This is a genomic window from Microbacterium sp. BH-3-3-3 (genome assembly GCF_001792815.1).
Classification (GTDB): domain Bacteria; phylum Actinomycetota; class Actinomycetes; order Actinomycetales; family Microbacteriaceae; genus Microbacterium.
In genome coordinates, this window is record NZ_CP017674.1 from 3,039,811 (window position 1) to 3,061,968 (window position 22,158).

Below are 22,158 nucleotides of genomic sequence, written 5' to 3' on the forward strand. Positions count from 1 at the left end.
GCGCCGCGACGGTGCGTCAGGTCAGGCCGAAGCGATGGCCCGGTCGGTCAGGCGGTCGCCCGACTCGAGGTCGAACACGTGGATGTGGCCGGGGACCGGCGCCAGCACGACCGTCTCGCCCGCGTTGGGGTGACGGCGGCCGTCGACGCGCGCGACGAGGTCGGTGCGCTTGCCGTTGATGTCGGTGTGGCCGTACAGGTAGCCGTCGGCGCCGAGCTCCTCGACGAGGTCCACGACGACCTTGAGGCCGCGGCCGTCGGCCGGGGCGACCTGGATGTCTTCGGGACGCACACCGATGGTGACCTCGGAGCCGTGCGCCTTGCCGATGGTGTCGGCCTCGACGGGAACGACCATGTCACCGAACTGCACGCCGCCTTCGGCGAGGTCGACGGTGAAGAGGTTCATCGCGGGCGAGCCGATGAAGCCGGCCACGAAGACGTTCTTGGGCGTCTCGTACAGGTCGCGCGGGGTACCGACCTGCTGGAGCAGGCCGTCCTTGAGCACGGCGATGCGGTCGCCCATGGTGAGCGCCTCGGTCTGGTCGTGCGTGACGTAGACCGTGGTGACGCCGAGGCGGCGCTGCAGCGACGCGATCTGCGTACGCGTCTGCACGCGGAGCTTGGCGTCGAGGTTCGACAGCGGCTCGTCCATGAGGAACACCTGGGGCTGACGCACGATGGCGCGACCCATGGCGACGCGCTGACGCTGGCCACCCGAGAGGGCCTTCGGCTTGCGCGTGAGGTACTGCTCGAGGTCGAGGAGCTTGGCGGCTTCGAGCACGCGAGCGGCACGCTCTTCCTTGCCGATGCCGGCGATCTTGAGCGCGAAGCCCATGTTCTCGGCGACGGTCATGTGGGGGTACAGCGCGTAGTTCTGGAAGACCATCGCGATGTCGCGGTCCTTCGGGGGCACGTCGGTGACGTCGCGGTCACCGATCATGATGCGGCCCGAGTTGACCTCTTCGAGGCCCGCGAGCATGCGCAGCGAGGTGGACTTTCCGCAGCCGGAGGGGCCGACGAGAACCAGGAACTCGCCATCGGCGACGTCGAGGCTGAGCTTGTCGACGGCGGCGCGGGTTCCGCCGGGGTACAGACGGGTTGCGTTGTCGAACGTGACGGACGCCATTTTTTCTTCTCCTTCACCGGCAGGTACGTGCCGGACGATCCGTAGTGAATGGAAAACGGGGGCGACCCCGTGCGCCCGACAGTGGACGCAAGGGTCAGTATGCCACGTGTCTGGTCATTTCCCAGACTGCCTAGCTAGCATCGGTGCTCGTTCGCTCACCCGTGCGTCCCCCCAATTTCCTGCGGCAGAAGTCCGTGCCCGAGAGGTTCCATGTCCAACGACCAGTCACCGAATTCGCCCGCCGAGCGCGACCGCCGCGGGGCGGTCCGCGAGAAGGCGCAGCAGGTCAAGGCGAAGCAGACGCGCTGGCGAATCGCGCGTCGCTCCTTGATCGGCGTCGGTGCGGTGGCCGTCGTTGCCGTGGGTGCCGTCGCGGTGACCTCGGCCCTCAGCTCGCACGACCCGCGTTCCCAGGCGCTGCCGGGAGCTGCGGCCGACGACGGCTTCATGGTGTCGAGCGCCTCGGGCGTCGCCGACCCGGGCGCGCAGCAGACGATCGACGGCAATGCGGCCACGATGGCCGCGGGTGCGGAGCCGACGGCGGAACCCACGCCGACCCCCACGGGGACGGCGTCCCCCGTCGACATCCGCGTGTACGTCGACTACATGTCGACCGAGGCCCGCGAGTTCGAGACGGCCAACGCCGACCAGCTGTCGAAGTGGGTAGGTGACGACGCTGCCTCGCTGACGTACTACCCCGTCGCGATGCTCACCTCGAAGTCGAACGGCACCAAGTACAGCCTGCGCGCCGCCGGCGCGGCCGCGTGCGTGGCCACCCATGCGTCGGATCGCTTCTTCGCGTACAACCACGAGCTGCTCACGAATCAGCCCGCGGTCGACTCCGACGGCTACAGCGATCAGCAGCTCGCCGACATGGCGCAGGGCGCGGGAGTGGGCGACATCGCCGCCGTGCGCACCTGCATCGAAGACGAGACGTACACCGGGTGGGCGAAGGCCGCGACAGATCGCGCCATCAAGGGACTCCCCAACACCAACGGTCAGGCACTGACGGCCACCCCGACGGTGCTGGTCAACGGAACGCCGTACGTGGGACGCATGGATGACGCGAAGGAATTCGCGCAGTTCGTGCTCACGGTCGACAGCAACGCCTACTACTCGACCGCTACGCCGACCCCGTCGGTGACGGCGACGCCCGTAGGCTGAATCGCTATCCCGCCGGTGAACGCATCGCTGTACGATTCAGGTGACATGGACCAGATCGAGGATTCCCCGCCGCGCCGTTCCGGCGCGCAGCTGGAGGAGTGGGTGCAGGAGTTCCGCGAGCAGGGACACTTGTTCGCCGGCCGGTTGAAGGTCGTCGAACAAGAAGACGCCGACAGCCAGGACACCGGTCTCGTGGTCATGAGCCTCATGAACGCCAAGGCGTCGATCTACATGCAGCCGAAGGGCTACGACCAGCCCCTGTGGGAGGCGACCCTGACGGGACGTCCCGAAGACCTGACGCTCTCGCCGCACGACATGGCGAGCCTCGCGGCAGAGCTCGTCGTGGCGGGCAACCTCTGCTCGTTCCTGCAGTGGAAGTCGCTCGAATGGGATCGAGAGAGCGGAACACACACCTGAGGTCGGGTGTGTCCTGAGGGACGCCCTAGACTCGTGGCCCGAGGCTCCTCGTCGCCTCACGCCGGCTTGGCGCAATTGGTAGCGCACCGTACTTGTAATACGGGGGTTGCAGGTTCAAGTCCTGTAGCCGGCACGTAAAATCCCGATAAGGTGCGTGTCGCCAAGAGCCAGGACCACGGCAAGCGTGGCGAGCTCACGGTTTGATCGGCGTTTCCAACTTCTTTTGGCTTACGAAGCCTGCCTGCGGTCGTTGGCACGCGTGTGTGACATTTCGGCTTATGCTCGCCGAGTGGGGGAAAAGTGGGCGGCGGCAGTCGCGCCGGTCAAGCGATTGCTCGGTAACTGGATGGACGACACTGGCACTAACAAGGCCGACATAGCTGACGTCGTCGTTCCCGTCGTTGCCGCGGCTATGGCGCTGGTGAGCGGCGTCCTGATTGAAATCTCACCACTCGACGAGGGCTGGGATTCTCTCAAGAGGGTCGAGACTATTGTCGCGCTGGTGAGTAGCGTCGCAACAGCAGTAGTCACGGGCGTTGCGGCCAAGCGATCACTCTCGACCCGCAAAGATGCTCGCGGAGCGATCAGTAGCTTCAGTAACTCGCTCACCGGCGCAGCCGATGCTGTCGACGGATTGATGAAATCGGAGCGGACTCTCGCTGACCGAGACCGCTTCATCGACGCAATGCTGCTACAGGCCACCTCCCTCATGCCCATCTCGCAATGCCGTGCAACTTTGTACAGCCTCGAGGAAGCGGAGAACGACGGTTCGGTCGACGACTTCTATCTCAAGATCGTGGGCCGATCTAAGGGCCGGCCAGACAAGGCCCGCGCGCAGTTCCAACCTGACACGGAGCACGGCGCCGCTATCATCTCAATCGTCCGAAACGGTCAGTCGCGTTTTGTCTCCGATCACCGTAATTGTGACTTCCCGGTAGAGCGTGACAAGGAGGCTATGTGGAGGTCGTTCTGCGTCGTTCCGGTGGGCACGCCGGGACGCGTTTGGGGAGCCTTGTTCCTTGATGCCGACAAGAAGACTGAGTTCACGAGCGATAAAAAGGCCGTCGCGATGTCCATCGCTCGTTTTGTAGAGATCGGCATCGAGCTTCTCGCTTCGGCTGCTGCAGATGTCCAGCCCGAGTTCGACGAAGCCAGAAAGCAGCTCGACGGCGTCGCTCCCGCCACTGTCGGAAGGGCGTCGTATACTCCGAGCAAGAAGGCAGGTGATTGACGATGGCGAACCTCAACGATGTTGCCGCGTACGTACTCCAGCACTTTCGCAACCAGAGCATCTCGACGATGAAGCTGCAGAAGCTCTGCTACATCGCGCAAGGTTGGTCGTTGGCCCTTCGGCGTCGTCGACTCTTCGACGCGCACTTTGAAGCATGGCGAAACGGGCCTGTCGCGCCCGGTCTGTACGCCAACCACCGCGGCAAGTACAGCGTCTCGTCCTGGCCGTGGGGGGATCACAAGGCGATCGAGCTCGACGAGCGCATCGTGCTCGATGCTGTCTTGGCGAATTACGAGGCGCTGACAGGCCCCCAACTGAGCGCGTTGACACACAAGCCAGGCACACCGTGGAGCTTGACTAGGGCCGAGGCTGGAGTGCTTGACGGGGAGGCTTGCCAGGTTGAGATATCCGAAAGTCTCATCGCCGAGCACTACTCGAACGCTCTCGAGGCGACGCCCCGCGACCGTTAGTAACGCGCAGTCAAGCATCGCCACGCCACCGCTCAGCAGCTGGGGCGGTTCTCATAACGAGCGAGATAGCAGTCGAGACGGAACTTGAGCTACCGCAGGTCCGCGATGTACCTCATCGGCGTAGCTGCGCTAAGTCGTCTATGTCTCTTCGGTGCCGAGCTGTTCTCGCGTGGCTTCGATGCCGAGCGCGTCGCGCACGACCGTCGCCCCCGTCTCGCGAAAGCTCTTTTGGGTCGTGCCCTCCCACGTCGTACTTCGCAGCACGGCCCGCCAGGTCGTGCGGTAGTTGTTCGGATGCCGGAACGTGCCGACGCTGGACGGGAAGACGTCTTGGCCGGCAGCTCGAGCTCGCGATAGCCGGCGTCGCTCTTCGTGAAGTCTTGCACGAAGAACTTGCCGTCCCGGTCCTGGGCGATCGTGCGCCGGACGGCTACCCAGCGAGCGGCGAGATCGAGCACGTCCCGCTGCAGGGCGAGCAGCTCGCCCGTGCGCGTGCCGGTGCCGATGATCATGCTCGTCGAGTCGACGAGGCCGCTCGGGCGCGACGTGGGAGATGATCTCCTGCATCACGCGACTCGGTCCCGGCGTCCCACAGCTCGAAGCGGTCGAGTATGCCGCGCACCGCGGCGAGATCCGGGGCGGCCGCACGGGCGCAGTGCTTGGGCTCGGGTGCGGGGACGTCCGTCATGGGGTCAGCGCGTATTGCGGACGAGCGCGACGGCGTTCGATCGAGCACCCCGCTCACGCGAAAAGCGCCCGCCTCTCACAGGGGCGGGAAGTGCGCGATCCGGTGAGGTGAACGCGACCGAGACCCGGTCGTCGCCGGGCGTGCGATCGGCTCCGTTCCGCCGTCGTCATCCCAGTGCTCCAGAGCAGTGGCGTCGGAGCCGGGCTGTGCTTCTCGTGGGCTGTCCTTGTCGCGTTTCGATTGCGTCGTCGTGGGTGGGGAGTAGCCGTGCCAATGGTCGCCCGCGGTCTGATCCCAGCTGTCCCACTCGCCATTGCGTCGCAGCGTCGCCAGGTGGCCGCCCTCGTCATCCCAGTTCTCTGCGGCGATCTCGTCGTCGTGCTCCTTGTCGCCCATGGTTCGGACTGTACGCCGCGGCCGCAGTGGCGGATAGGGGTGCATGCCGCACGCCCGCCGGCGCGAACCGAGTCCTGCCGGGGCGTCGCCCGAAAAGAGGACAGACAAACCAGTAGTCGAATGGGTATCCTCGCCATTACCTACCCGCGTACCCTACGCGCACCGCTCCGATGGCGTAGCCACGCGACGGTCCGCTCGCCCAAGGGAGTGGGAACAATGGCTCTACCGCGAACCGTCACACATGCCTACCGAATGCCCGGCGGGTGGGAGAAGCTCGCCCGACATCGACTCACCATCGACTACGCGCGCGAGCTGCGCACCGCCGGCTTCACCCTCATGCGGATACGCAGCGGATGGGGGAGCAGCCGCGAACGCTCGATCGCCACTTACCTGCAGCGGCACGAGGTGCCCGCCACCTGACATCCCGCCGCGTTGCGGTTCTCGCCCGTCGCCGAGCGATCACGAGAACAGTCGTGCGAGATCGACGACGAGGATCGCTGCTGCCACGATCGCCGACAGGCCCGCGAGCAGCGCGCCTACGATCGCGCCCCAGCGCAGGGGCCCGGGCCGCCTGCCCGCCTCCAGCGCGAACAGCAGGGCGCACAGGGCCACGGCGACCATGAGCAGGTCGCCCACCATGCCCGCCGGGGCCCAGACCGCGGTCGCGAGCGCGATCACCCCCGCCGCCAGCGCGGCCAGGTGACGCGTCTGGTGCGCCGGTGCCTCGCTCATCGCCCGCTGTCCTCCGTCAGCGCGAGCGCACGCGCAACCAGCGCACCTCGTGCGCGGCGAGCGGAAGGCCCGCGCCCAACCAGGTCGGAGCGCCCGAGACGAGGTCCAGGGCCTCGGGTCGAAGGCCCGAGAGGGTGAGCGCGTCGACGGTCACCGGGCTGTCGGCGACGTTCGCCATGACGACAACGTCGAAGCCCGCGTCGCCGGGGCGGACGAAGGCCACGATCGACGCCACGTGCGCGTCGAAGGCGATGAGCTCGTTGCCGGCGAGCTCGGGGGTCGACCGACGAACGGCGAGCAGGCGCGCCAGTCGTGCGAAGACGCGTCCGGCCGGGGTCCCGGCATCCGCGCGATCCGCGTAGTTCTGTGCGGGGCGGAACGGGCGGTGCACCCAGCGGCTGTCGCCCGACTCTTCGGGGCGGTCGGCGAAGCCGTAGTCGTTGAGCTGCGCGACCTCGTCGCCGAGGTACAGCAGCGGGATGCCGCCGGTCGACAGAGCGAGCGCGTGCGCGAGGACGACGCGGTCCTCACCCGCGGAGTCGCCCGCCTCGATACCGGCGAGCGAGGCGGTGGTCCCGGTCACGCGCGCGTCGCCCGTGCGCGGGTTCTCCTGGAACGGCACGCCGCGGGCGAACGTTCCCTCGGCGCGCCCGACGTAGAAATCATTGAGGAAGCGGCGGTGCGGGTAGCCGTCGATGCCGAGCTCGGCGGCATCCTCGTCGGCGAAGGTCCACCCGATGTCGTCGTGGCTGCGCACGTAGTTGACCCACGCGGTGCCGTCGGGCAGGGCGTGGCGACGCTCGAGCGCCTGCTGCAGCAGGCGTCCGTCGCGGGTGGCGAGCGCCTCCCACGTGAGGGCCATCTGCAGCGGGTTGTACGAGATCTGGCACTCGTCGGGCGAGATGTACGAGATCACCTCGTCGGGGTGCACGATCGCCTCCGACTTGAACAGCAGGCCGGGCGCGGCCATGCGCAGCACCGCATTGAAGGCCTGGAGCAGCAGATGCGCCTCGGGCAGCGACTCGCAAGTCGTGCCGAGCCGCTTCCAGATGAAGGCCACGGCATCCATCCGCAGGATCTCGACGCCCTGGTTCGCGAGGAACAGCATCTCGCCGGCCATCGCCTCGAAGACGGCGGGGTTGGCGTAGTTGAGGTCCCACTGGAAGTGGTAGAACGTCGACCAGATCCAGCGCCCGTCGTCGAGCTGCACGAAGGACCCCGGGTGGTCGTCGGGGAAGATCTCGCGCGTGGTCCGCTCGTACGCGTCGGGCATCTCGCGGTCGGGGAAGATCAGGTAGAAATCCTCGTACGCCGGGTCACCGGCGATGGCCTTCCGCGCCCACCGGTGCTCGTTGCTGGTGTGGTTGAAGATGAAGTCGACCACCAGCGAGATTCCGGCGCGGCGGAGGTCGGCGGCGAGCTCGGAGAGTTCCTGCATCGTGCCGAGCTTCGGGTTCACGCGGCGGTAGCTCGACACCGCGTACCCGCCGTCGCTGTTCCCCTCCGGGCTCTCGAACAGCGGCATGAGGTGCAGATAGGTCAGGCCCAGTTCCTGGAAGTAGGGGATGGCCTCCCGGATGCCGCCGAGTCCTCCCGCGTAGCGATCGACGTAGCAGACGCCACCGAGCATGCGCTCGCTCTCGAACCATCCGGGCTCGCTCTCGCGCTCGCGGTCGATGGCCTTCAGCTCGGTCGGACGCAACGCCCACGAACGTCGGGCGAGATCGACGACGGATGCCAATCGCTCGCGGCCGTCGGGACGCTCGCCGTACAACTGCACGAAGAGATCGTGCAGGCGCGGCAGGTGGGCCTCCACGTGGGGGAGGAATTCGCGGTCGACGCCGTCGGCGAGGAGATCGGCGATGATCTCGGAGACGTCGTCGTGGTCGGTGCGCAACTGGGTCACGGGGAAAGCCTGGTGCATCGGTGCCCCTCCGGTCGACAGCGACGTGCCCGGCGCTGGCCGTGGCGTGAGTTCTGCGCCGGGCGGTGCCGCCGTCCGCAACGCCGCCGCCGTCATACGATCGACGATGGCCCGACCCTCGGGCGCGAGGGGAGTGCGGTGTCGGAGCGCGGTTCGGTCGGTGTCGCCGTGGCGGGAGCGGTGCTCATCGGCGCCCTCACGGCCCTGCAGGCGAGAATCAACGGCACCCTCGGCGCCGAGATCGGTGACGGCATCGTCGCCGCCGCGATCTCGTTCAGCTCGGGACTGCTCATCCTCGTCGCGCTGTCGGCGCTGGTGCCCGAGGGGCGACGCGGGTTCGGGCGTTTGGTCTCCGGCATCCGATCCCGCTCGATCCCGCCCTGGATGCTGCTGGGGGGTCTGGCCGGGGCGTTCACCGTCGCCAGCCAGGGCCTGACGGTCGCCACCATCGGCGTGGCGTTGTTCACCGTCGGCTTCGTCGCCGGGCAGACCACGGGCGGACTCGTTCTCGACCGGGTCGGCTACGGCCCGGCGGGGGTCGTTCCCGTCACCGTGCGCCGTCTCGTCGGCGCCGTTCTCGCCATCGCCGGTGTGATCGTGTGCCTGTCGGGCGATGCGCTGGGGGGAGTGCCGCTGTGGATGCTGGTCGTCCCCGCCATCGCCGGTGCGGGCGTGGCCTGGCAGCAGGGGACGAACGGGCGTCTGCGGGTGCGCGTCGAGAGCCCGCTGACCGCGACGCTGGTCAACTTCGTCGGCGGAACGGCGGTGCTCGTCGTGGCCGCGGTGGTGCACGTGGGGGTGGTGGGCGCCCCACGCGTCATCCCCACCGAGCCCTGGCTGTACGTGGGTGGAGCCGTCGGGGTCGTCTACATCTTCCTGTCGGCGGTGGTCGTTCGCCGCACGGGCGTGCTGCTGCTCGGCCTCGGGTCAGTCGTGGGGCTTCTGAGCACGTCGGTGCTGCTCGACGCCCTCTGGCCTGCCCCCGCCGCCCCATCGACCCCCGTCGCCCTGCTCGCGTCCGCGGTCGCGATCGTCGGTGTCATCGTCGCGGCGGTCCCGTGGCGCCGCCGCCGGCCGTGAGCCGGAGCCCGGTCAGCGGATGACGCGCGCCGCCCGCCCGTGAACGACGACGCCGCCGGGGGGACGAGCCCCACCGGCGGCGTACGACGAAGACGGATCGATCAGAGGTGCGCGTCGTCGGCGGCGCGACGCTTCTTGCTCCCGGGCAGACGCGAGATGTGCTTCGCGGCGTCCACGGTCTTGCGACGCACCGGGCGCGAGCGCGGCGGCTTGCCTCCGACGTAGAGCCAGCCGAGCAGCACCTCGCCCTTCGACAGGCCGTGCGCCTTGGCGAGCGCCTTGCTGCGTGTGTTGTCGTCGGTGCGCCAGAACACGCCGAAGCCGGCTTCGTCGAGCGCGAGGCTCAGCATGTGGGCGACGCCCGAGGCCACGGCCTCCTGCTCCCACGCGGGGATCTTCTTCGACTCGAGGTTCGCGACCACGGCGATGATCAGGGGAGCGCGGCGGGGCTTCGAGGAGTAGCCCTTCTTACCGTCGGCCTTGTTCAATGCGCGGGCCAGCAGGTCGCGGTCGCTCCCGCGGATCTCGATGATCCGCCAGGGACGCAGCGTCTTGTGGTCGGCGACGCGACCCGCGGCCGCGACGAACGCCTCGAGCTCGGGGCCGGTGGGGGCGAGGTCGGTGACCTTCGACCACGACCGGCGGTCGCGCATCGCCTCGAGTGCGCTCACGCCGTCTCTTCCGGGGTGAAGTTCAACGACAGCGAGTTCATGCAGTACCGGTCGCCGGTGGGCGTGCCGAAACCATCGGGGAACACGTGTCCGAGGTGCGAACCGCAGTTGGCGCAGCGCACCTCGGTGCGCTGCATGCCGTGGCTGTTGTCGTCGATGAGCTCGACGGCCTCGGGACGCACCGACTCGTAGAAGCTCGGCCACCCGCAGTGCGAGTCGAACTTCGTTCCGCTCTGGAACAGCTCGGAGCCGCACGCGGCGCAGGTGTAGAAACCGGAGCGGCTCTCATCGAGCAGTTCACCGGTCCACGCGCGTTCGGTTCCGGCCTGGCGCAGCACCGCGTACTGCTCGGGCGAAAGCTCTTCGCGCCACTGGTCGTCGGTCTTGTCGACGGCGTAAGTCATGGGATCTTCCTCTCTCCGGTCCCTATTCTCTCGTGCCGGGGGCCGGTCAGGTCGGCGCGGCATAATCTGCGGAATGCAGCAGGATGCCGTGGAAGCCGTCGTCGATCGCTATGGGCGCTTCGCCCGCGACGAGGCGCCGGGTCGTTCGGCGGTGTACGAGGGGTGGGCGCGGCGCGTCGTCGACGACACCGCGGTGGCCGAGGCTCTCGCCCGGATCGCGGAGACGCGGCGTCAGCCCCCGCTCGTCTTCGCGGTGATGCGGCTGCTGGGCGCACCAGAGGACGATGTCGACGCGTGGGCCGCGTGGGTCGTCGCCCACGCCGATCAGGTGGTCGTCGAGTGCGGGCGTCGAAGCGTGCAGACCAACGAGCCGCTCCGGTGCGCCGCGTTGCTGCCGGCGCTCTCGCTCATCGAGGGGCCGATCGCGTTGCTCGAGGTGGGGGCGAGCGCGGGCCTGTGCCTGTACCCCGACCGGTACTCCTATCGCTACCGCCGCGGCGAGGAGGTCATCGCGCTCGACCCCGCCGACGGCCGCAGCCCGGTCGTGCTGGAGTGCGAGCTCGAGGGGCACCCCGACCTGCGTATGCCGGACGTCGTGTGGCGGGCCGGCATCGATCTGAACCCCCTCGACGCCCGAGCCGCCGACGATCGTGCGTGGCTCACGGGCCTGGTGTGGCCGGGCGAAGAGGGGAGGCGTGAGCGCATCGCCGGTGCACTCGACATCGCGACGGCCGATCCGCCCCTTCTCGTCGCGGGCGAGGGGGCGGCGGCCCTTCCCGCCCTCGCGGCGCAGGCTCCCCGCGGAGCGACGCTGGTGGTCACGACGCCCGGCGTGCTCGCCCACATCCCGCGCGCCGGGCGCGCCCCCGTCATCGCGGCCGCGCGGGCCGCGGGGCGGTGGATCACGCTCGACGCCGCGGCACTGCACGACGGCTGGACGCACCCCCCTCGCATCCGACGGGGCGGGTTCGCGCTCGCGCTCGACGGCGACGTGCGCGCCGAGGTCGATCCGCTCGGGGCGTGGGTGGCGTGGCATCCGGAATCGACGGGCGGTGCGCAGTAGCGTCGAAGCGTGCCCCTGTCGGACCGTGATCGCGCCTTCCTCACCTTCGAGGGTGAATGGCGACGCCATGGGGGTGCGAAAGAGGAGGCGATCCGCGCCGAATTCGCGCTGACGCCGGCCCGGTACTACCAGCTGCTCGGTCGCCTCATCGACACCCCCGAAGCCCTCGCGTCCGACCCCATGCTGGTGCGTCGCCTGCGCCGACGCCGCGATGACGCGGCCGCGCAGCAGCGCGCACGCCTCGGCCGCACCGCCACCCGGTGACGGGTGCGCGCGGGTCGGACCGGTAGCATCGTCCAATGGCCAGATCGACCTTCCCGCGGGATCGCTTCGACGACCTGCCGGCCGATGCGGGTCGCGTCGGCGCCCACCGCGCCGAGAATCCCCGGCTGCGCGGGTGGATCATCTTCCTGTGGGCGGCCATCGCCACCCTCGCCCTGATCATCGCCGGCATCTTCGGCTCGCTGGTGGTGTCGGGTCGCATCTCGTTCGGCTCCGGGCCCGCGCCGGTGCCCACCGTCTCGGCGGAACCCACGACGCCCGCCGTCGTCGACACGTCGTACTCGGTGGTCGTTCTCAACGGCACGGCCGACGAGGGACTCGCCGCCGCCGTGCGCGACCAGATCGTGGCGGCCGGATGGCCGGGTGAGGGCGTCGAGACCGGTGACTCCGACAGCACCGACTTCGCCGAGACGACGATCTACTACCTCCGCGACACCGACGAGGCGGCAGCCCAGGGCCTGGCCCAGACCATCGGGGGCGCGCAGATCGCGCAGAGCGACTTCCTGCAGCCGACCGACGACCCCAGCACCCCCGACGACGAGAGCGCCGTGAAGCGGCTCGTCGTCGTCATCGGCCTCGATCGCGCCGCCGGTCAGGCGTCGCCGTCGACCGCTCCCTGACCCCTCGACGGCCGCGTGTTTCCGCGGCGTAACAAGTTCGCGGCCTGCGCGTCAACAATGGGCCGAGCGGCCGGTGCGGCGGGATCACGCGTGCTTACGATGACCTCGTCATTCAGCAACGGGAGATTCGCATGACGCAGGGCACTGTCAAATGGTTCAACGCCGAGAAGGGCTTCGGCTTCATCACCGTCGCCGACGGCCAGGACGTCTTCGTCCACTACTCGAGCATCGAGATGTCGGGTTTCCGCGTTCTCGAGGAGGGCCAGGCCGTCGAGTTCACCGTCGGCACCGGGCAGAAGGGCCCCCAGGCGGAGTCGGTGCGACTGGCCTGATCACCGTTTCCCGACGCCACGGCATCCGATCCCGGATGCCGTGGCGTCGTCGTTTCCGCGCGGGTGGGCGGCTTGCACTCCCCAGGGGCGAGTGCCAGAATGAGTTAGCACTCGCTTTCGTCGAGTGCCAAAATCAGCAGTCACCCGTCCGGGAGGGACGACACACTTATGGCAAAGATCATCGCTTTCGACGAAGAGGCCCGACGCGGTCTCGAGCGTGGCCTCAACACGCTGGCCGACGCCGTCAAGGTGACCCTGGGCCCCCGCGGTCGCAACGTCGTGCTCGAGAAGAAGTGGGGCGCCCCCACGATCACGAACGACGGCGTCTCGATCGCCAAGGAGATCGAGCTCGACGACCCGTACGAGAAGATCGGCGCCGAGCTGGTCAAGGAGGTCGCCAAGAAGACCGACGACGTCGCGGGTGACGGCACCACCACCGCCACCGTTCTCGCCCAGGCGCTCGTGCGCGAGGGCCTGCGCAACGTCGCGGCCGGCGCAGACCCCATCTCGCTCAAGAAGGGCATCGAGAAGGCCGTCAAGGCCGTCACCGACGAGCTCCTGGCCTCGGCCAAAGAGGTCGAGTCGAAGGAGCAGATCGCGGCTACCGCATCGATCTCCGCCGCCGACCCGGCCATCGGCGCACTCATCGCCGAAGCCATCGACAAGGTGGGCAAGGAAGGCGTCGTCACCGTCGAGGAGAGCAACACCTTCGGCACCGAGCTCGAGCTCACCGAGGGCATGCGCTTCGACAAGGGGTACATCAACCCCTACTTCGTCACCGACCCCGAGCGTCAGGAAGCGGTCTTCGAAGACCCGTACATCCTGATCGCCAACCAGAAGATCTCCAACATCAAGGACCTTCTGCCCATCGTCGACAAGGTGATCCAGGAGGGCAAAGAGCTCCTCATCATCGCCGAAGACGTCGAGGGCGAAGCTCTCGCGACGCTGGTGCTCAACAAGATCCGCGGCATCTTCAAGTCGGTGGCCGTCAAGGCTCCCGGTTTCGGCGACCGTCGCAAGGCTCAGCTGCAGGACATCGCGATCCTCACCGGCGGACAGGTCATCACCGAAGAGGTGGGCCTCAAGCTCGAGAACGCCACGGTCGACCTGCTCGGCCGTGCGCGCAAGGTCATCATCACCAAGGATGAGACCACGATCGTCGAGGGTGCGGGCGAGTCCGAGCTGATCGAGGGTCGCGTGACCCAGATCCGTCGCGAGATCGAGAACACCGACAGCGACTACGACCGCGAGAAGCTCCAGGAGCGCCTCGCCAAGCTCGCGGGCGGCGTCGCCGTCATCAAGGCGGGCGCGGCCACCGAGGTCGAGCTCAAGGAGCGTAAGCACCGCATCGAAGACGCCGTGCGCAACGCCAAGGCCGCCGTCGAAGAGGGTGTCGTCGCCGGTGGTGGCGTCGCGCTCATCCAGGCCGGCAAGACCGCGCTCGCGACCCTCGACCTCGTCGGTGACGAGGCCACGGGTGCGAACATCGTCCGCGTCGCCATCGAGGCCCCGCTCAAGCAGATCGCGCTGAACGCCGGTCTCGAGCCCGGTGTCGTGGCGAACAAGGTCGCGGAGCTCCCCGTGGGCCACGGCCTGAACGCCGCGACGGGCGAGTACGGTGACCTGTTCGCACAGGGCATCATCGACCCCGCCAAGGTGACGCGTTCGGCTCTGCAGAACGCGGCATCCATCGCCGGTCTGTTCCTCACGACCGAGGTCGTCGTCGCCGACAAGCCCGAGAAGTCGGCCGCTCCCGCGGGCGACCCGACCGGTGGCATGGACTTCTGATCCACGCCTAGGCAGTGACAGAACGCCCCCTCCTTCGGGAGGGGGCGTTCTGTGTTGACGGGGCGGTGACCGCGCGCTGATCCGGCGCCGGTTGGCTGCTGGTGTGTTGGCGGGCTGCTGGCTTGCGTGACTGCGGGCCGGCCGGTTGGGGCACATGTCCCACTTCTGGTTGCCTGCCGCGGCGCCAGGCAACCCGATGTGGGACGCGGCCTGCATCTCTTGGGCCACGGTTCGAGAACTCCGCCGAGGTGCGACGGGGCGGGTGGGAGCCGGGGCCGGGACGGCTGCCGGGGGCGGAAGCGTCGGGTCTACGCGTCGGGACGGTAGTCGTCGGGCAGGCGCTCGAGCGGTTGCGTCTCGATGAGCGCGTGCTCCTGTGCATCGCGCCGGTCGGCCAGGGGGAGCGAGACGCGGAACGTCGCTCCGCCGCCGGGGGTGTCGACGACCTGGACCGTGCCGTGCAGCAGATCGACGATGGATGCCACGATCGACAGTCCGAGGCCCGAACCGCCGGTCTCGCGCGTGCGCGAGGTGTCAGCACGCCAGAAGCGCTGGAAGATCTGGTCGCGGATCTGCTCGGGAACGCCCTCGCCGTGATCGATGATCTCGATCCACCCCATGTCGGCGTCGGCGTCGACCCCCACACGCAGGCCGATGGGGGAGCCGTCGGCGGTGAACCGTCGCGCATTGCCCAACAGGTTGGCGACGACCTGGCGCACCTTGTTCTCATCGCCGAGGACGATGGGGGCGAGCCGCGGGGGCGTGCGCACCACGCCCAGGGGCGCGGTCGGAGGAGCGGCGTCGTCACCCGCGGCGGTGTGCGTCTCGCCCGCCTCTCGGGCGCGGCGACGCAGACGCGACAGGGTGGCCCCGGCGATCGCCATCGCCGACGTCGGCGGCGCACCCCTGCGGCGCCCGGGCGTCGACGCGGGCTCTCCTGCGGCGTCGAGGAGCGGGTCGAGCGTCATCAGCGGGACGACGCGTTCGGTGCGCGCGGTGGTGTCGTCGACGGTCACCTCGCGCTGGGGGGAGGTCACGCGCAGATCCATCGCGGCATCCCGAGCGATCGGGCGCAGATCGAGCGAGGTGATCGTGACGTCGCGACGCTCGTCGAGTCGCGCGAGGGCCAACAGGTCTTCGACGAGGGCCCCCATGCGGATGGCTTCCTTCTCGATGCGTTCCATCGACTGCGCCACGTCTTCGTCGGAACGGATCGCGCCCATGCGATAGAGCTCGGCGTACCCGCGCATCGTGACGAGCGGGGTGCGCAGCTCATGGCTGGCGTCGCCGATGAAGCGTCGCATCTGGCGCACGGTCGCGTCACGCTGCACGAGCGCCCCGTCGATCCGCGCGAGCATGGCGTTGATCGCTGTCTTGAGGCGTCCCACCTCGGTGTCGGGGACGATGTCGGTCAGGCGCTGGCTGAAGTCGCCGGCGGCGATGTCCATCGCGGTCGTCTCGACCTGCCGCAGGTTGCGGAACGTGAGCGTCACGAGCCAGCGGGTCAGCAGGGCGCTGGCGATGAGGATGAGCAACGCGACGAACGCGTAGATCCCCACGTACGCCGCGACGATGCGATCGGTGGGGGCCAGGGGCTGGATCACCATCTGGGTGTAGACCCCGGGATTGCCGGGGGCCTGCAGCACCCCCACGCGAGCGAGGAAGTGCTGACCGGATTCGGGGTTCTCCAACTCGATCCGCCGGTCGATCTGGCTGTAGGTCTGCTCGACGGTGAAGGTCGCGGGCAGATCGGGCAGGGCGCGCGACGACGTACCGTTGTAGAACGCCTCGCGCCGCCCGTCGGGCCCGTACACGACCACCATCGACCCGATCTGCGGGGCGTTGTCGACCTGGGTGAAGGTGATGCGGCCGTCGGTGTCGCTTGTGGTGAAGATGCTGTTCGCGATGCTCCCGGCTGCCTGCTGCGCGAGCTGCTCGTCGAGGTTGTTGACCAGCGTCGTGCGCAGGAACACCATCGTGCCGATACCGGCGGCGAACAACCCGATCGCGAGCAGCGCGACCGTGACGCCGGTGACCTTTGCCCGAAGGCTCAGGCTGCGCCACCAGCGGGTTAGGGTGTCGTCGGAGTGCGACAGGGGGAGCCTCCGCTCAGGCGGTCTTACCCGACTTCAGCATGTAGCCGAAGCCGCGCTTGGTCTGGATGAGCGGCTCGGACGAGTGCGGATCGATCTTGCGGCGCAGGTACGAGATGTAGCTCTCGACGATGCCCGCGTCGCCGTTGAAGTCGTACTCCCACACGTGGTCGAGGATCTGCGCCTTCGACAGCACACGGTTCGGGTTGAGCATCAGATAGCGCAGCAGCTTGAACTCGGTGGGGCTCAGGTCGATCGAGACATCGCCGACGCTGACGTCGTGGGTGTCCTGATCCATCGTCAGCTCACCGGTGCGGATGATCGACTCTTCGTCGGCCTGCATGGTGCGGCGCAGGATCGCCTGGATGCGCGCGACGATCTCGTCGAGGCTGAACGGTTTGGTGACGTAATCGTCGCCGCCGGCGTTCAAGCCCATGATCTTGTCTTCGGTCTCGTCCTTGGCGGTGAGGAAGAGGATGGGGGCCGTGTACCCCGCGCCCCGCAGGCGCTTGGTGACGCTGAACCCGTTCATGTCGGGCAGCATCACATCGAGCACGATGAGGTCGGGTTCCTCTTCGAGCACGGCCGAGATGGTCTGCGCGCCGTTTGCCACGGCTCGCACCTGGAAACCGGCGAAGCGCAGGCTCGTGATGAGCAGGTCGCGGATGTTCGGTTCGTCGTCCACGACGAGGATGCGAGGAGCTGTCATTCCCTCATTATCGTGACTGCACCCAGCAATGCGCTGGATATGGAACGGAAAGCCGCACGCTGATATGGGTCAGGCGGCTGCGGCGTCGATCCCGTCGGCATCCAGAATCGTGTAGGCGTAGCCCTGTTCGGCGAGGAAACGCTGCCGGTTCTGCGCGAAATCCTGGTCGACGGTGTCGCGCGCGATGAGCGTGTAGAAGCTCGCCGTGTGCTGAGACTGCTTGGGTCGCAGCAGTCGTCCGAGGCGCTGGGCCTCTTCTTGACGCGACCCGAACGAACCCGACACCTGGATCGCGACGGAGGCCTCGGGCAGATCGACCGAGAAGTTGGCCACCTTCGACACCACGAGCAGCGGGATGCTGCCGTCGCGGAAGCCCTGGAAGAGCTCCTCACGCTCCGGGATCGGGGTCGCCCCGGTGATCTGAGGGGCGTCCAGAGCCTGCGCGAGCTCGTCGATCTGATCGAGGTACTGCCCGATCACGAGCACCCGCTCGCCCGGATGCCGCTCGACCAGGCGCCGCGCGACGTCGATCTTGGCGGGGGCGGTCGCCGCCAGCCGGTAACGGTCCTCGTCGGCGGCGGCCGCGTACTCGAGACGTTCGTCGGCGGGGAGGTCGATGCGCACCTCGTAGCAGGCGGCGGGGGAGATGAAGCCCTGGGCCTCGATCTCTTTCCACGGCGCGTCGAAGCGCTTCGGGCCGATGAGGCTGAACACGTCGCCCTCACGACCGTCTTCGCGCACGAGCGTCGCGGTGAGGCCGAGTCGACGTCGGGCCTGCAGATCGGCCGTGAGCTTGAACACCGGAGCGGGCAGCAGGTGCACCTCGTCGTACAGCACGAGACCCCAGTCGAGCGCATCGAGCAGTGCGAGGTGGGCGTACTCGCCCTTCCGCTTGGCGGTCAGGATCTGGTAAGTCGCGATGGTGACGGGCTTGATCTCTTTCACCTGACCGGAGTACTCGCCGATCTCCTCGGCGGTGAGGCTCGTGCGCCGCAGCAACTCGTCGCGCCACTGACGGGCGCTCACGGTGTTCGTCACGAGGATGAGGGTGGTCGTGCGCGTGTCGGCCATGGCCGCGGCGCCCACGAGCGTCTTGCCGGCACCGCAGGGGAGCACGACGACGCCGGATCCTCCCTCGGAGAAGGAGTCGACGGCCTGGCGCTGGTAGGGACGCAGGCTCCAGCCGTCTTCGGCGAGGTCGATCGCGTGCGGGGTTCCGGGGGTGTACCCGGCGAGGTCTTCGGCCGGCCACCCGATCTTCAGCAGCTCCTGCTTGATGTGTCCGCGCGCCCACGCGTCGACGAGGTAGCTGTCGGGGGTGGGGTGACCGATCAGGAGCGGAGCGATGCGCTTGTTGCGCGACACCTCGCTGAGGACCGCGGGGTCGGTCGAGCGCAGCACGAGCTCTTTGTCGTCGTTGCGCTCGATGACCAGGCGACCGTACCGGTTGACCGTCTCGCGGATGTCGGTGCTCACCGATGCGGGCACCGGGAAGCGCGACCAGCGGTCGAGGGTCTGCAGCATCGCCTCGGCGTCGTGTCCGGCCGCGCGGGCGTTCCACAGGCCCAGACGGGTGATGCGGTAGGTGTGGATGTGCTCGGGTGCGCGCTCGAGCTCGGCGAAAACTGCGAGCTCATGCCGCGCCGTCTCTGCCTCGGGGTGTGCGACCTCGAGGAGGACGGTGCGGTCGCTCTGCACGATCAGGGGGCCGTCAGCCATAGCGTTCGAGTCTACCGGGGTCCAGGACCGGTCGGTCGACCGGGCAGGGCTCGACCGGGTGAGGCTCGACCGTCCTCACCCCACGAGCGAGACCGCGTCGATATGCGACAGCGGCAGAGTGCGCTCGACGTCGGCGGCGCGATCGCGGCCGCGCAGGCGTCCGCCACCGAGGCCCGTGGCTTCGAGGCGGAACACGCGGGCCGAGCCGTCGGGAAGCCGCACCGTCACGTCGACCACGGCGCGGGCCCGCACGGCTTGATCGAGCTCGCGCTCGAGCCAGGCGGCATCCGAATCGTCTGCGCCGGTGCGCAAGCGCGAGAGCAGCGGCGTGTACGTGTCGACGGGATCGTGGTCGGACGCCGTCTCGGCCGCGAGCTTCGCGCGCTCGAGCGCCCGCGGGCGCCCCTCGGCGTCGACGGCCACGGCGGGGTAGTGCGCATCGGTCAACGCCCAGAACACGACGTCGGCCGACACATGCGAGACGAGCTCGTCGCCGGTGCGCGTCAGGGCGACCGACCGCAGCGACTGGTCGACGTCCATCGAGCGCCGCAGGGTCTCGTCTTCGGTCGTGACGCGCGTGAGAAGGGACGTCGGATCGGCGGCGACGCGCACGCGTCCGTGCTCGGCCGCCGTGCGTTCGATGACGTAGGCGAGCGGCTGTGGCAGTCCGGTCAGCGACAGTCCCGAGAGGAACTCGCGCAGGGAGTCGGCGGTCTCGCCGGCCGTGATGGCGGCGCCGATCGTGGCCGCGCTGAAGCGGTAGCTGGAGGCCTGTGCGCGCGACTCGCGCGCGGCCATGGAGCGCAGACGCACATCGAGATGCGGCGCCAGGGGGCCCGGGGCGATGGCGGTGAGATCGTTCTGCAGATAGACGCGGTCGACCTCGGGGGGAAGCAGGTCGCGCAGCGCCGAGACGTCGACGGAACCGCCGTCGGAGAGGTCTCGGGCCCACGCGGGGACACCGCCGGCCACGTCGAGGAGTCCCCAGCGCTCGAGCCGCTGCGCCCAGACCGCGGCGCGCTCGGGGCCGTCGGGGTCGAAGGGGGTGGCGCCGGGCCACTGCCCCCGCGGGATCCATCCGCCGGCCGCGCTGCGGAAGGCGGCGGGAAGGGCGTCGCGGAGCGCCGCGGCGGTGCGTTCCCAGCGTTCGAGCGTCGGCAGACGCAACCACTCGCGCCCGGTCGGCGACACCAGCCAGGCGCGCTCGTTCGTGCCGAGCAGGCCGACGGCGAACGCGAGACCGACGAGGAGGTCGGCTTCGGCCGGGGTCGACACCGCGCCGGCGTCGACCAGGCGTCGACGCTCGCTCGCGCCGAGCGAGCCCGACCCGATGCGTCCGAGGGGAGCGTCGAGGGTGAGCAGCAGGATGTCGGCCACCGAGGCGGCGCTGGTGAAGGCGGCTTCGGCGGCGGCTTCGGCGTCGACCGCCGCAGCCCCGTGGCCGGATCGGGGATCACTCATGTCGGCGATGCCGTCGGGCGCGACCTGTCGCACCGCGTCGACCACGCTGGGGAACGGGTGGCCGTCGTCGTCGACGAGTGCTCGGGATGCCAGCTCGGAGCGTTGCGGTTCGGGGGCCGGTTCGCCCGCGACGGCGGCGAGGAGGGCGAGCGCTGCGGAGCGCGGGAGTGCGACGAGCCCGCGCGTGACGGAGGCGGGGTCGAGCAGCGCCTCGGCGGCGTCGAACATGTCGCGCCAGGTGCTCGAGGGGGAGACCTGGCGATCGGCGAACAGCCGAGCCAGATCGGCGTCGGGGCGCGCGCTCAACGAGACCGCCAGTGCGCGTTGTGCGGAGGTCTCGGGCACGTCAGCGGGCCTTGTTCGCCCGGGCCCTTCGCACGAAGCTCATGATGAGCACGGCCAACAGACAGGCGAAGGCCACAGGGGGTGCGAAGTAGGTGAGCAGGCCCACGGTCGGCCACACGCCGGAGCGCATGTCGGCACCGGAGCTCGATCCGATGATGACCGAGAAGAAGCACACGATCGCGAGGGCCAGCAGCCCCAGCGACATGAACGCCAGGACGCGGTCGATGCGGCGGACCAGGACGTCGTCGCCCGGCGTGCTGTCGCGGGAGGTGCGGGTGCTCATCGGGCTCAGCCTACTGCCTGGCGGCGGTGGCGTAGGCTGAGAGGCCGGCATCCGATCGGGTTCCGTGTTCCGCCGTGCGCTCCGCGCACTCATCCAGCGAGGTGTCCATGCCCACCGGCAAGGTCAGGTTCTACGACGACGAGAAGGGCTTCGGCTTCATCGTCACCGATGACGGCCAGGACGTGTTCCTGCACGCCACCGCCCTGCCCGCCGGGACACCCGGGCCCAAGGCCGGCACCCGTCTCGAGTTCGGTGTCGCTGACGGCAAGCGCGGTCTGCAGGCGCTCTCGGTGCGCGTGCTCGATGCGCCGGTGAGTCTGTCGAAGCGCTCGCGCAAGCCCGCCGACGACATGGCGATCATCGTCGAAGACCTCGTGAAGCTGCTCGACGGCATCGGTGGCGACCTGCGTCGCGGCCGCTACCCCAACGGGCCGCACGCGCAGAAGATCGCCGCGGTGCTGCGCAAGGTCGCCGATGACTTCGAAGCCTGAGCAGCCCGTCGACGAGCGCCTGATCGGCGCTCACGACCTGGCTCTCGCCGCCCTGCGCGAGATCACGCCGGCCGACGGTATCGGTCCGGCCGCGGGCTACGCGATCGAGGACGACGGTGTGGTGTCGTTGCGGTTCCACACGCGTCTCGCCGGCTACCCCGGCTGGTTCTGGACCGTGAGCGTGGCCGTCGTCGACGACGCGGAGCCCACCGTGCTCGAAGCCGAACTCATGCCCGGTGACGGCGCTCTGCTGGCCCCGGACTGGGTGCCGTGGGCGACGCGTCTCGCCGAGTACCAGGCCGCCCAGGCGGCAACGGCCGCGGCGGGCATCGGCGCGGATGCCGACGACTCCGACGTCGACGACACCGAAGACGATGACCTCGACGACGAAGACGACCTCGAAGACGACGAGGACGAGCTCGACGACGACGGGCCGAAAGCACGTTTCCACGCGGGCGACCTCGACGGTGTCGACATCGACGAGCTCGACGCGGACGGTGACGAACGCGCGGACGCGACGCGTGACGATGACGCGCAGGACGACTCGTACGACGACGATGATTCGGACGAAGACGAAGACTCGGACGGCGGCGTCGAGGGCGACGACTCCGACGACGAAGACGATGTGCACGGCGGCGACGACCGCAGTTACTGACGGGCGCACATGACG

The 22,158-nt window shown here is 68.9% G+C and carries 24 protein-coding genes and 1 tRNA gene; 14 read left to right on the forward strand and 11 right to left on the reverse strand.

What is annotated here, in order from left to right; genetic code table 11:
• Positions 1–21: 21 nt before the first annotated feature.
• On the reverse strand, positions 22–1,125 hold the full coding sequence (locus BJP65_RS14030; protein ID WP_055838259.1) for an ABC transporter ATP-binding protein: 1,104 nt from the start codon (positions 1,123–1,125) through the stop codon (positions 22–24).
• Positions 1,126–1,335: 210 nt separating this feature from the next.
• On the opposite strand from BJP65_RS14030, the gene BJP65_RS14035 reads away from it, so the two are divergent.
• From BJP65_RS14035 to BJP65_RS14055, 5 genes are all read left to right on the forward strand, one after another.
• Positions 1,336–2,289: a thioredoxin domain-containing protein gene (locus BJP65_RS14035; protein WP_070409540.1), complete on the forward strand. Its 954-nt coding sequence runs from the start codon at positions 1,336–1,338 to the stop codon at positions 2,287–2,289.
• A gap of 45 nt (positions 2,290–2,334) precedes the next feature.
• A complete protein-coding gene (locus tag BJP65_RS14040) occupies positions 2,335–2,706 on the forward strand; it encodes a hypothetical protein (RefSeq protein ID WP_070409541.1) in 372 nt (123 codons plus the stop codon).
• A gap of 60 nt (positions 2,707–2,766) precedes the next feature.
• Positions 2,767–2,839 (forward strand) — tRNA-Thr (locus tag BJP65_RS14045).
• Between the two features lie 156 nt (positions 2,840–2,995).
• Positions 2,996–3,937 (forward strand): GAF domain-containing protein, encoded by a 942-nt coding sequence (locus tag BJP65_RS14050; protein ID WP_156784907.1) that lies wholly within the window; start codon positions 2,996–2,998, stop codon positions 3,935–3,937.
• Between the two features lie 2 nt (positions 3,938–3,939).
• Complete coding sequence (locus BJP65_RS14055; RefSeq protein ID WP_070409543.1) at positions 3,940–4,407, forward strand: Panacea domain-containing protein; 468 nt, start codon at positions 3,940–3,942, stop codon at positions 4,405–4,407.
• Between the two features lie 763 nt (positions 4,408–5,170).
• Here BJP65_RS14055 and BJP65_RS14060 read toward each other — a convergent pair.
• Complete coding sequence (locus BJP65_RS14060; protein ID WP_070409544.1) at positions 5,171–5,491, reverse strand: hypothetical protein; 321 nt, start codon at positions 5,489–5,491, stop codon at positions 5,171–5,173.
• A 252-nt stretch (positions 5,492–5,743) separates the two neighbouring features.
• On the opposite strand from BJP65_RS14060, the gene BJP65_RS16355 reads away from it, so the two are divergent.
• Positions 5,744–5,911 carry an alternative tryptophan synthase beta-subunit gene (locus tag BJP65_RS16355; RefSeq protein ID WP_249405447.1) on the forward strand — a complete coding sequence of 56 codons (168 nt, stop codon included), beginning with the start codon at positions 5,744–5,746 and terminating at the stop codon, positions 5,909–5,911.
• Positions 5,912–5,950: 39 nt separating this feature from the next.
• On the opposite strand, the gene BJP65_RS14065 is transcribed toward BJP65_RS16355, so the two are convergent.
• A complete protein-coding gene (locus BJP65_RS14065; protein WP_070409545.1) occupies positions 5,951–6,223 on the reverse strand; it encodes a hypothetical protein in 273 nt (90 codons plus the stop codon).
• Between the two features lie 16 nt (positions 6,224–6,239).
• A complete protein-coding gene (locus tag BJP65_RS14070; protein ID WP_070409546.1) occupies positions 6,240–8,147 on the reverse strand; it encodes an amylosucrase in 1,908 nt (635 codons plus the stop codon).
• A 138-nt stretch (positions 8,148–8,285) separates the two neighbouring features.
• On the opposite strand from BJP65_RS14070, the gene BJP65_RS14075 reads away from it, so the two are divergent.
• Positions 8,286–9,227 (forward strand): DMT family transporter, encoded by a 942-nt coding sequence (locus BJP65_RS14075; protein ID WP_070409547.1) that lies wholly within the window; start codon positions 8,286–8,288, stop codon positions 9,225–9,227.
• A gap of 101 nt (positions 9,228–9,328) precedes the next feature.
• Here the strand turns inward: BJP65_RS14075 and BJP65_RS14080 are convergent, their stop codons facing one another.
• Positions 9,329–9,880, reverse strand: coding sequence for a nitroreductase family protein (locus BJP65_RS14080; RefSeq protein ID WP_070410032.1), 552 nt, complete (start codon positions 9,878–9,880; stop codon positions 9,329–9,331).
• A gap of 14 nt (positions 9,881–9,894) precedes the next feature.
• On the reverse strand, positions 9,895–10,302 hold the full coding sequence (gene msrB, locus BJP65_RS14085) for a peptide-methionine (R)-S-oxide reductase MsrB (protein ID WP_055838235.1): 408 nt from the start codon (positions 10,300–10,302) through the stop codon (positions 9,895–9,897).
• A 73-nt stretch (positions 10,303–10,375) separates the two neighbouring features.
• Here msrB and BJP65_RS14090 point away from each other — a divergent pair, with 73 nt between their 5' ends.
• The 5 genes from BJP65_RS14090 to groL all read left to right on the forward strand — a co-directional run bounded on the left by BJP65_RS14090 (position 10,376) and on the right by groL (position 14,387).
• Complete coding sequence (locus BJP65_RS14090) at positions 10,376–11,365, forward strand: DUF2332 domain-containing protein (RefSeq protein WP_070409548.1); 990 nt, start codon at positions 10,376–10,378, stop codon at positions 11,363–11,365.
• A 9-nt stretch (positions 11,366–11,374) separates the two neighbouring features.
• The gene (locus BJP65_RS14095) at positions 11,375–11,629 is read left to right on the forward strand and encodes a DUF3263 domain-containing protein (protein ID WP_070409549.1); all 255 of its coding nucleotides are present in this window, start codon (positions 11,375–11,377) and stop codon (positions 11,627–11,629) included.
• A 35-nt stretch (positions 11,630–11,664) separates the two neighbouring features.
• A complete protein-coding gene (locus BJP65_RS14100) occupies positions 11,665–12,267 on the forward strand; it encodes a LytR C-terminal domain-containing protein (protein ID WP_070409550.1) in 603 nt (200 codons plus the stop codon).
• Positions 12,268–12,398: 131 nt separating this feature from the next.
• A complete protein-coding gene (locus BJP65_RS14105; RefSeq protein ID WP_055838224.1) occupies positions 12,399–12,599 on the forward strand; it encodes a cold-shock protein in 201 nt (66 codons plus the stop codon).
• Between the two features lie 168 nt (positions 12,600–12,767).
• Positions 12,768–14,387 carry a chaperonin GroEL gene (gene groL, locus BJP65_RS14110; protein ID WP_055838221.1) on the forward strand — a complete coding sequence of 540 codons (1,620 nt, stop codon included), beginning with the start codon at positions 12,768–12,770 and terminating at the stop codon, positions 14,385–14,387.
• Between the two features lie 308 nt (positions 14,388–14,695).
• On the opposite strand, the gene BJP65_RS14115 is transcribed toward groL, so the two are convergent.
• From BJP65_RS14115 to BJP65_RS14135, 5 genes are all read right to left on the reverse strand, one after another.
• Entirely contained in the window at positions 14,696–16,363 is a 1,668-nt protein-coding gene (locus BJP65_RS14115) for a cell wall metabolism sensor histidine kinase WalK (RefSeq protein ID WP_070410033.1), read from the reverse strand.
• Positions 16,364–16,496: 133 nt separating this feature from the next.
• Entirely contained in the window at positions 16,497–17,189 is a 693-nt protein-coding gene (locus BJP65_RS14120) for a response regulator transcription factor (RefSeq protein WP_055838218.1), read from the reverse strand.
• 69 nt (positions 17,190–17,258) lie between these two features.
• A complete protein-coding gene (locus BJP65_RS14125) occupies positions 17,259–18,908 on the reverse strand; it encodes a DNA repair helicase XPB (protein WP_055838215.1) in 1,650 nt (549 codons plus the stop codon).
• A gap of 75 nt (positions 18,909–18,983) precedes the next feature.
• Positions 18,984–20,714 carry a helicase-associated domain-containing protein gene (locus tag BJP65_RS14130; RefSeq protein WP_070409551.1) on the reverse strand — a complete coding sequence of 577 codons (1,731 nt, stop codon included), beginning with the start codon at positions 20,712–20,714 and terminating at the stop codon, positions 18,984–18,986.
• A 1-nt stretch (position 20,715) separates the two neighbouring features.
• Positions 20,716–20,997 (reverse strand): multidrug ABC transporter ATPase, encoded by a 282-nt coding sequence (locus BJP65_RS14135; RefSeq protein WP_070409552.1) that lies wholly within the window; start codon positions 20,995–20,997, stop codon positions 20,716–20,718.
• 107 nt (positions 20,998–21,104) lie between these two features.
• Between BJP65_RS14135 and BJP65_RS14140 the strand changes: the two genes are divergently transcribed.
• Both BJP65_RS14140 and BJP65_RS14145 read left to right on the forward strand, forming a co-directional pair.
• A complete protein-coding gene (locus tag BJP65_RS14140) occupies positions 21,105–21,488 on the forward strand; it encodes a cold-shock protein (protein ID WP_055838206.1) in 384 nt (127 codons plus the stop codon).
• Entirely contained in the window at positions 21,472–22,143 is a 672-nt protein-coding gene (locus tag BJP65_RS14145) for a DUF3027 domain-containing protein (protein WP_070409553.1), read from the forward strand. Before BJP65_RS14140 ends, BJP65_RS14145 begins: the two co-directional genes overlap by 17 nt.
• Positions 22,144–22,158: the final 15 nt, after the last annotated feature.

Coding starts and splice junctions, on each gene's coding strand:
- BJP65_RS14030 (WP_055838259.1), bottom strand. CDS start 1,125: ATGGCGTCCGTCACGTTCGACAACGCAACCCGTCTGTACCCCGGCGGA.
- BJP65_RS14035 (WP_070409540.1), top strand. CDS start 1,336: ATGTCCAACGACCAGTCACCGAATTCGCCCGCCGAGCGCGACCGCCGC.
- BJP65_RS14040 (WP_070409541.1), top strand. CDS start 2,335: ATGGACCAGATCGAGGATTCCCCGCCGCGCCGTTCCGGCGCGCAGCTG.
- BJP65_RS14055 (WP_070409543.1), top strand. CDS start 3,940: ATGGCGAACCTCAACGATGTTGCCGCGTACGTACTCCAGCACTTTCGC.
- BJP65_RS14060 (WP_070409544.1), bottom strand. CDS start 5,491: ATGGGCGACAAGGAGCACGACGACGAGATCGCCGCAGAGAACTGGGAT.
- BJP65_RS16355 (WP_249405447.1), top strand. CDS start 5,744: ATGCCCGGCGGGTGGGAGAAGCTCGCCCGACATCGACTCACCATCGAC.
- BJP65_RS14065 (WP_070409545.1), bottom strand. CDS start 6,223: ATGAGCGAGGCACCGGCGCACCAGACGCGTCACCTGGCCGCGCTGGCG.
- BJP65_RS14070 (WP_070409546.1), bottom strand. CDS start 8,147: ATGCACCAGGCTTTCCCCGTGACCCAGTTGCGCACCGACCACGACGAC.
- BJP65_RS14080 (WP_070410032.1), bottom strand. CDS start 9,880: ATGCGCGACCGCCGGTCGTGGTCGAAGGTCACCGACCTCGCCCCCACC.
- msrB (WP_055838235.1), bottom strand. CDS start 10,302: ATGACTTACGCCGTCGACAAGACCGACGACCAGTGGCGCGAAGAGCTT.
- BJP65_RS14090 (WP_070409548.1), top strand. CDS start 10,376: ATGCAGCAGGATGCCGTGGAAGCCGTCGTCGATCGCTATGGGCGCTTC.
- BJP65_RS14100 (WP_070409550.1), top strand. CDS start 11,665: ATGGCCAGATCGACCTTCCCGCGGGATCGCTTCGACGACCTGCCGGCC.
- BJP65_RS14105 (WP_055838224.1), top strand. CDS start 12,399: ATGACGCAGGGCACTGTCAAATGGTTCAACGCCGAGAAGGGCTTCGGC.
- groL (WP_055838221.1), top strand. CDS start 12,768: ATGGCAAAGATCATCGCTTTCGACGAAGAGGCCCGACGCGGTCTCGAG.
- BJP65_RS14115 (WP_070410033.1), bottom strand. CDS start 16,363: ATGGTGTTCCTGCGCACGACGCTGGTCAACAACCTCGACGAGCAGCTC.
- BJP65_RS14120 (WP_055838218.1), bottom strand. CDS start 17,189: ATGACAGCTCCTCGCATCCTCGTCGTGGACGACGAACCGAACATCCGC.
- BJP65_RS14125 (WP_055838215.1), bottom strand. CDS start 18,908: ATGGCTGACGGCCCCCTGATCGTGCAGAGCGACCGCACCGTCCTCCTC.
- BJP65_RS14135 (WP_070409552.1), bottom strand. CDS start 20,997: ATGAGCACCCGCACCTCCCGCGACAGCACGCCGGGCGACGACGTCCTG.
- BJP65_RS14140 (WP_055838206.1), top strand. CDS start 21,105: ATGCCCACCGGCAAGGTCAGGTTCTACGACGACGAGAAGGGCTTCGGC.
- BJP65_RS14145 (WP_070409553.1), top strand. CDS start 21,472: ATGACTTCGAAGCCTGAGCAGCCCGTCGACGAGCGCCTGATCGGCGCT.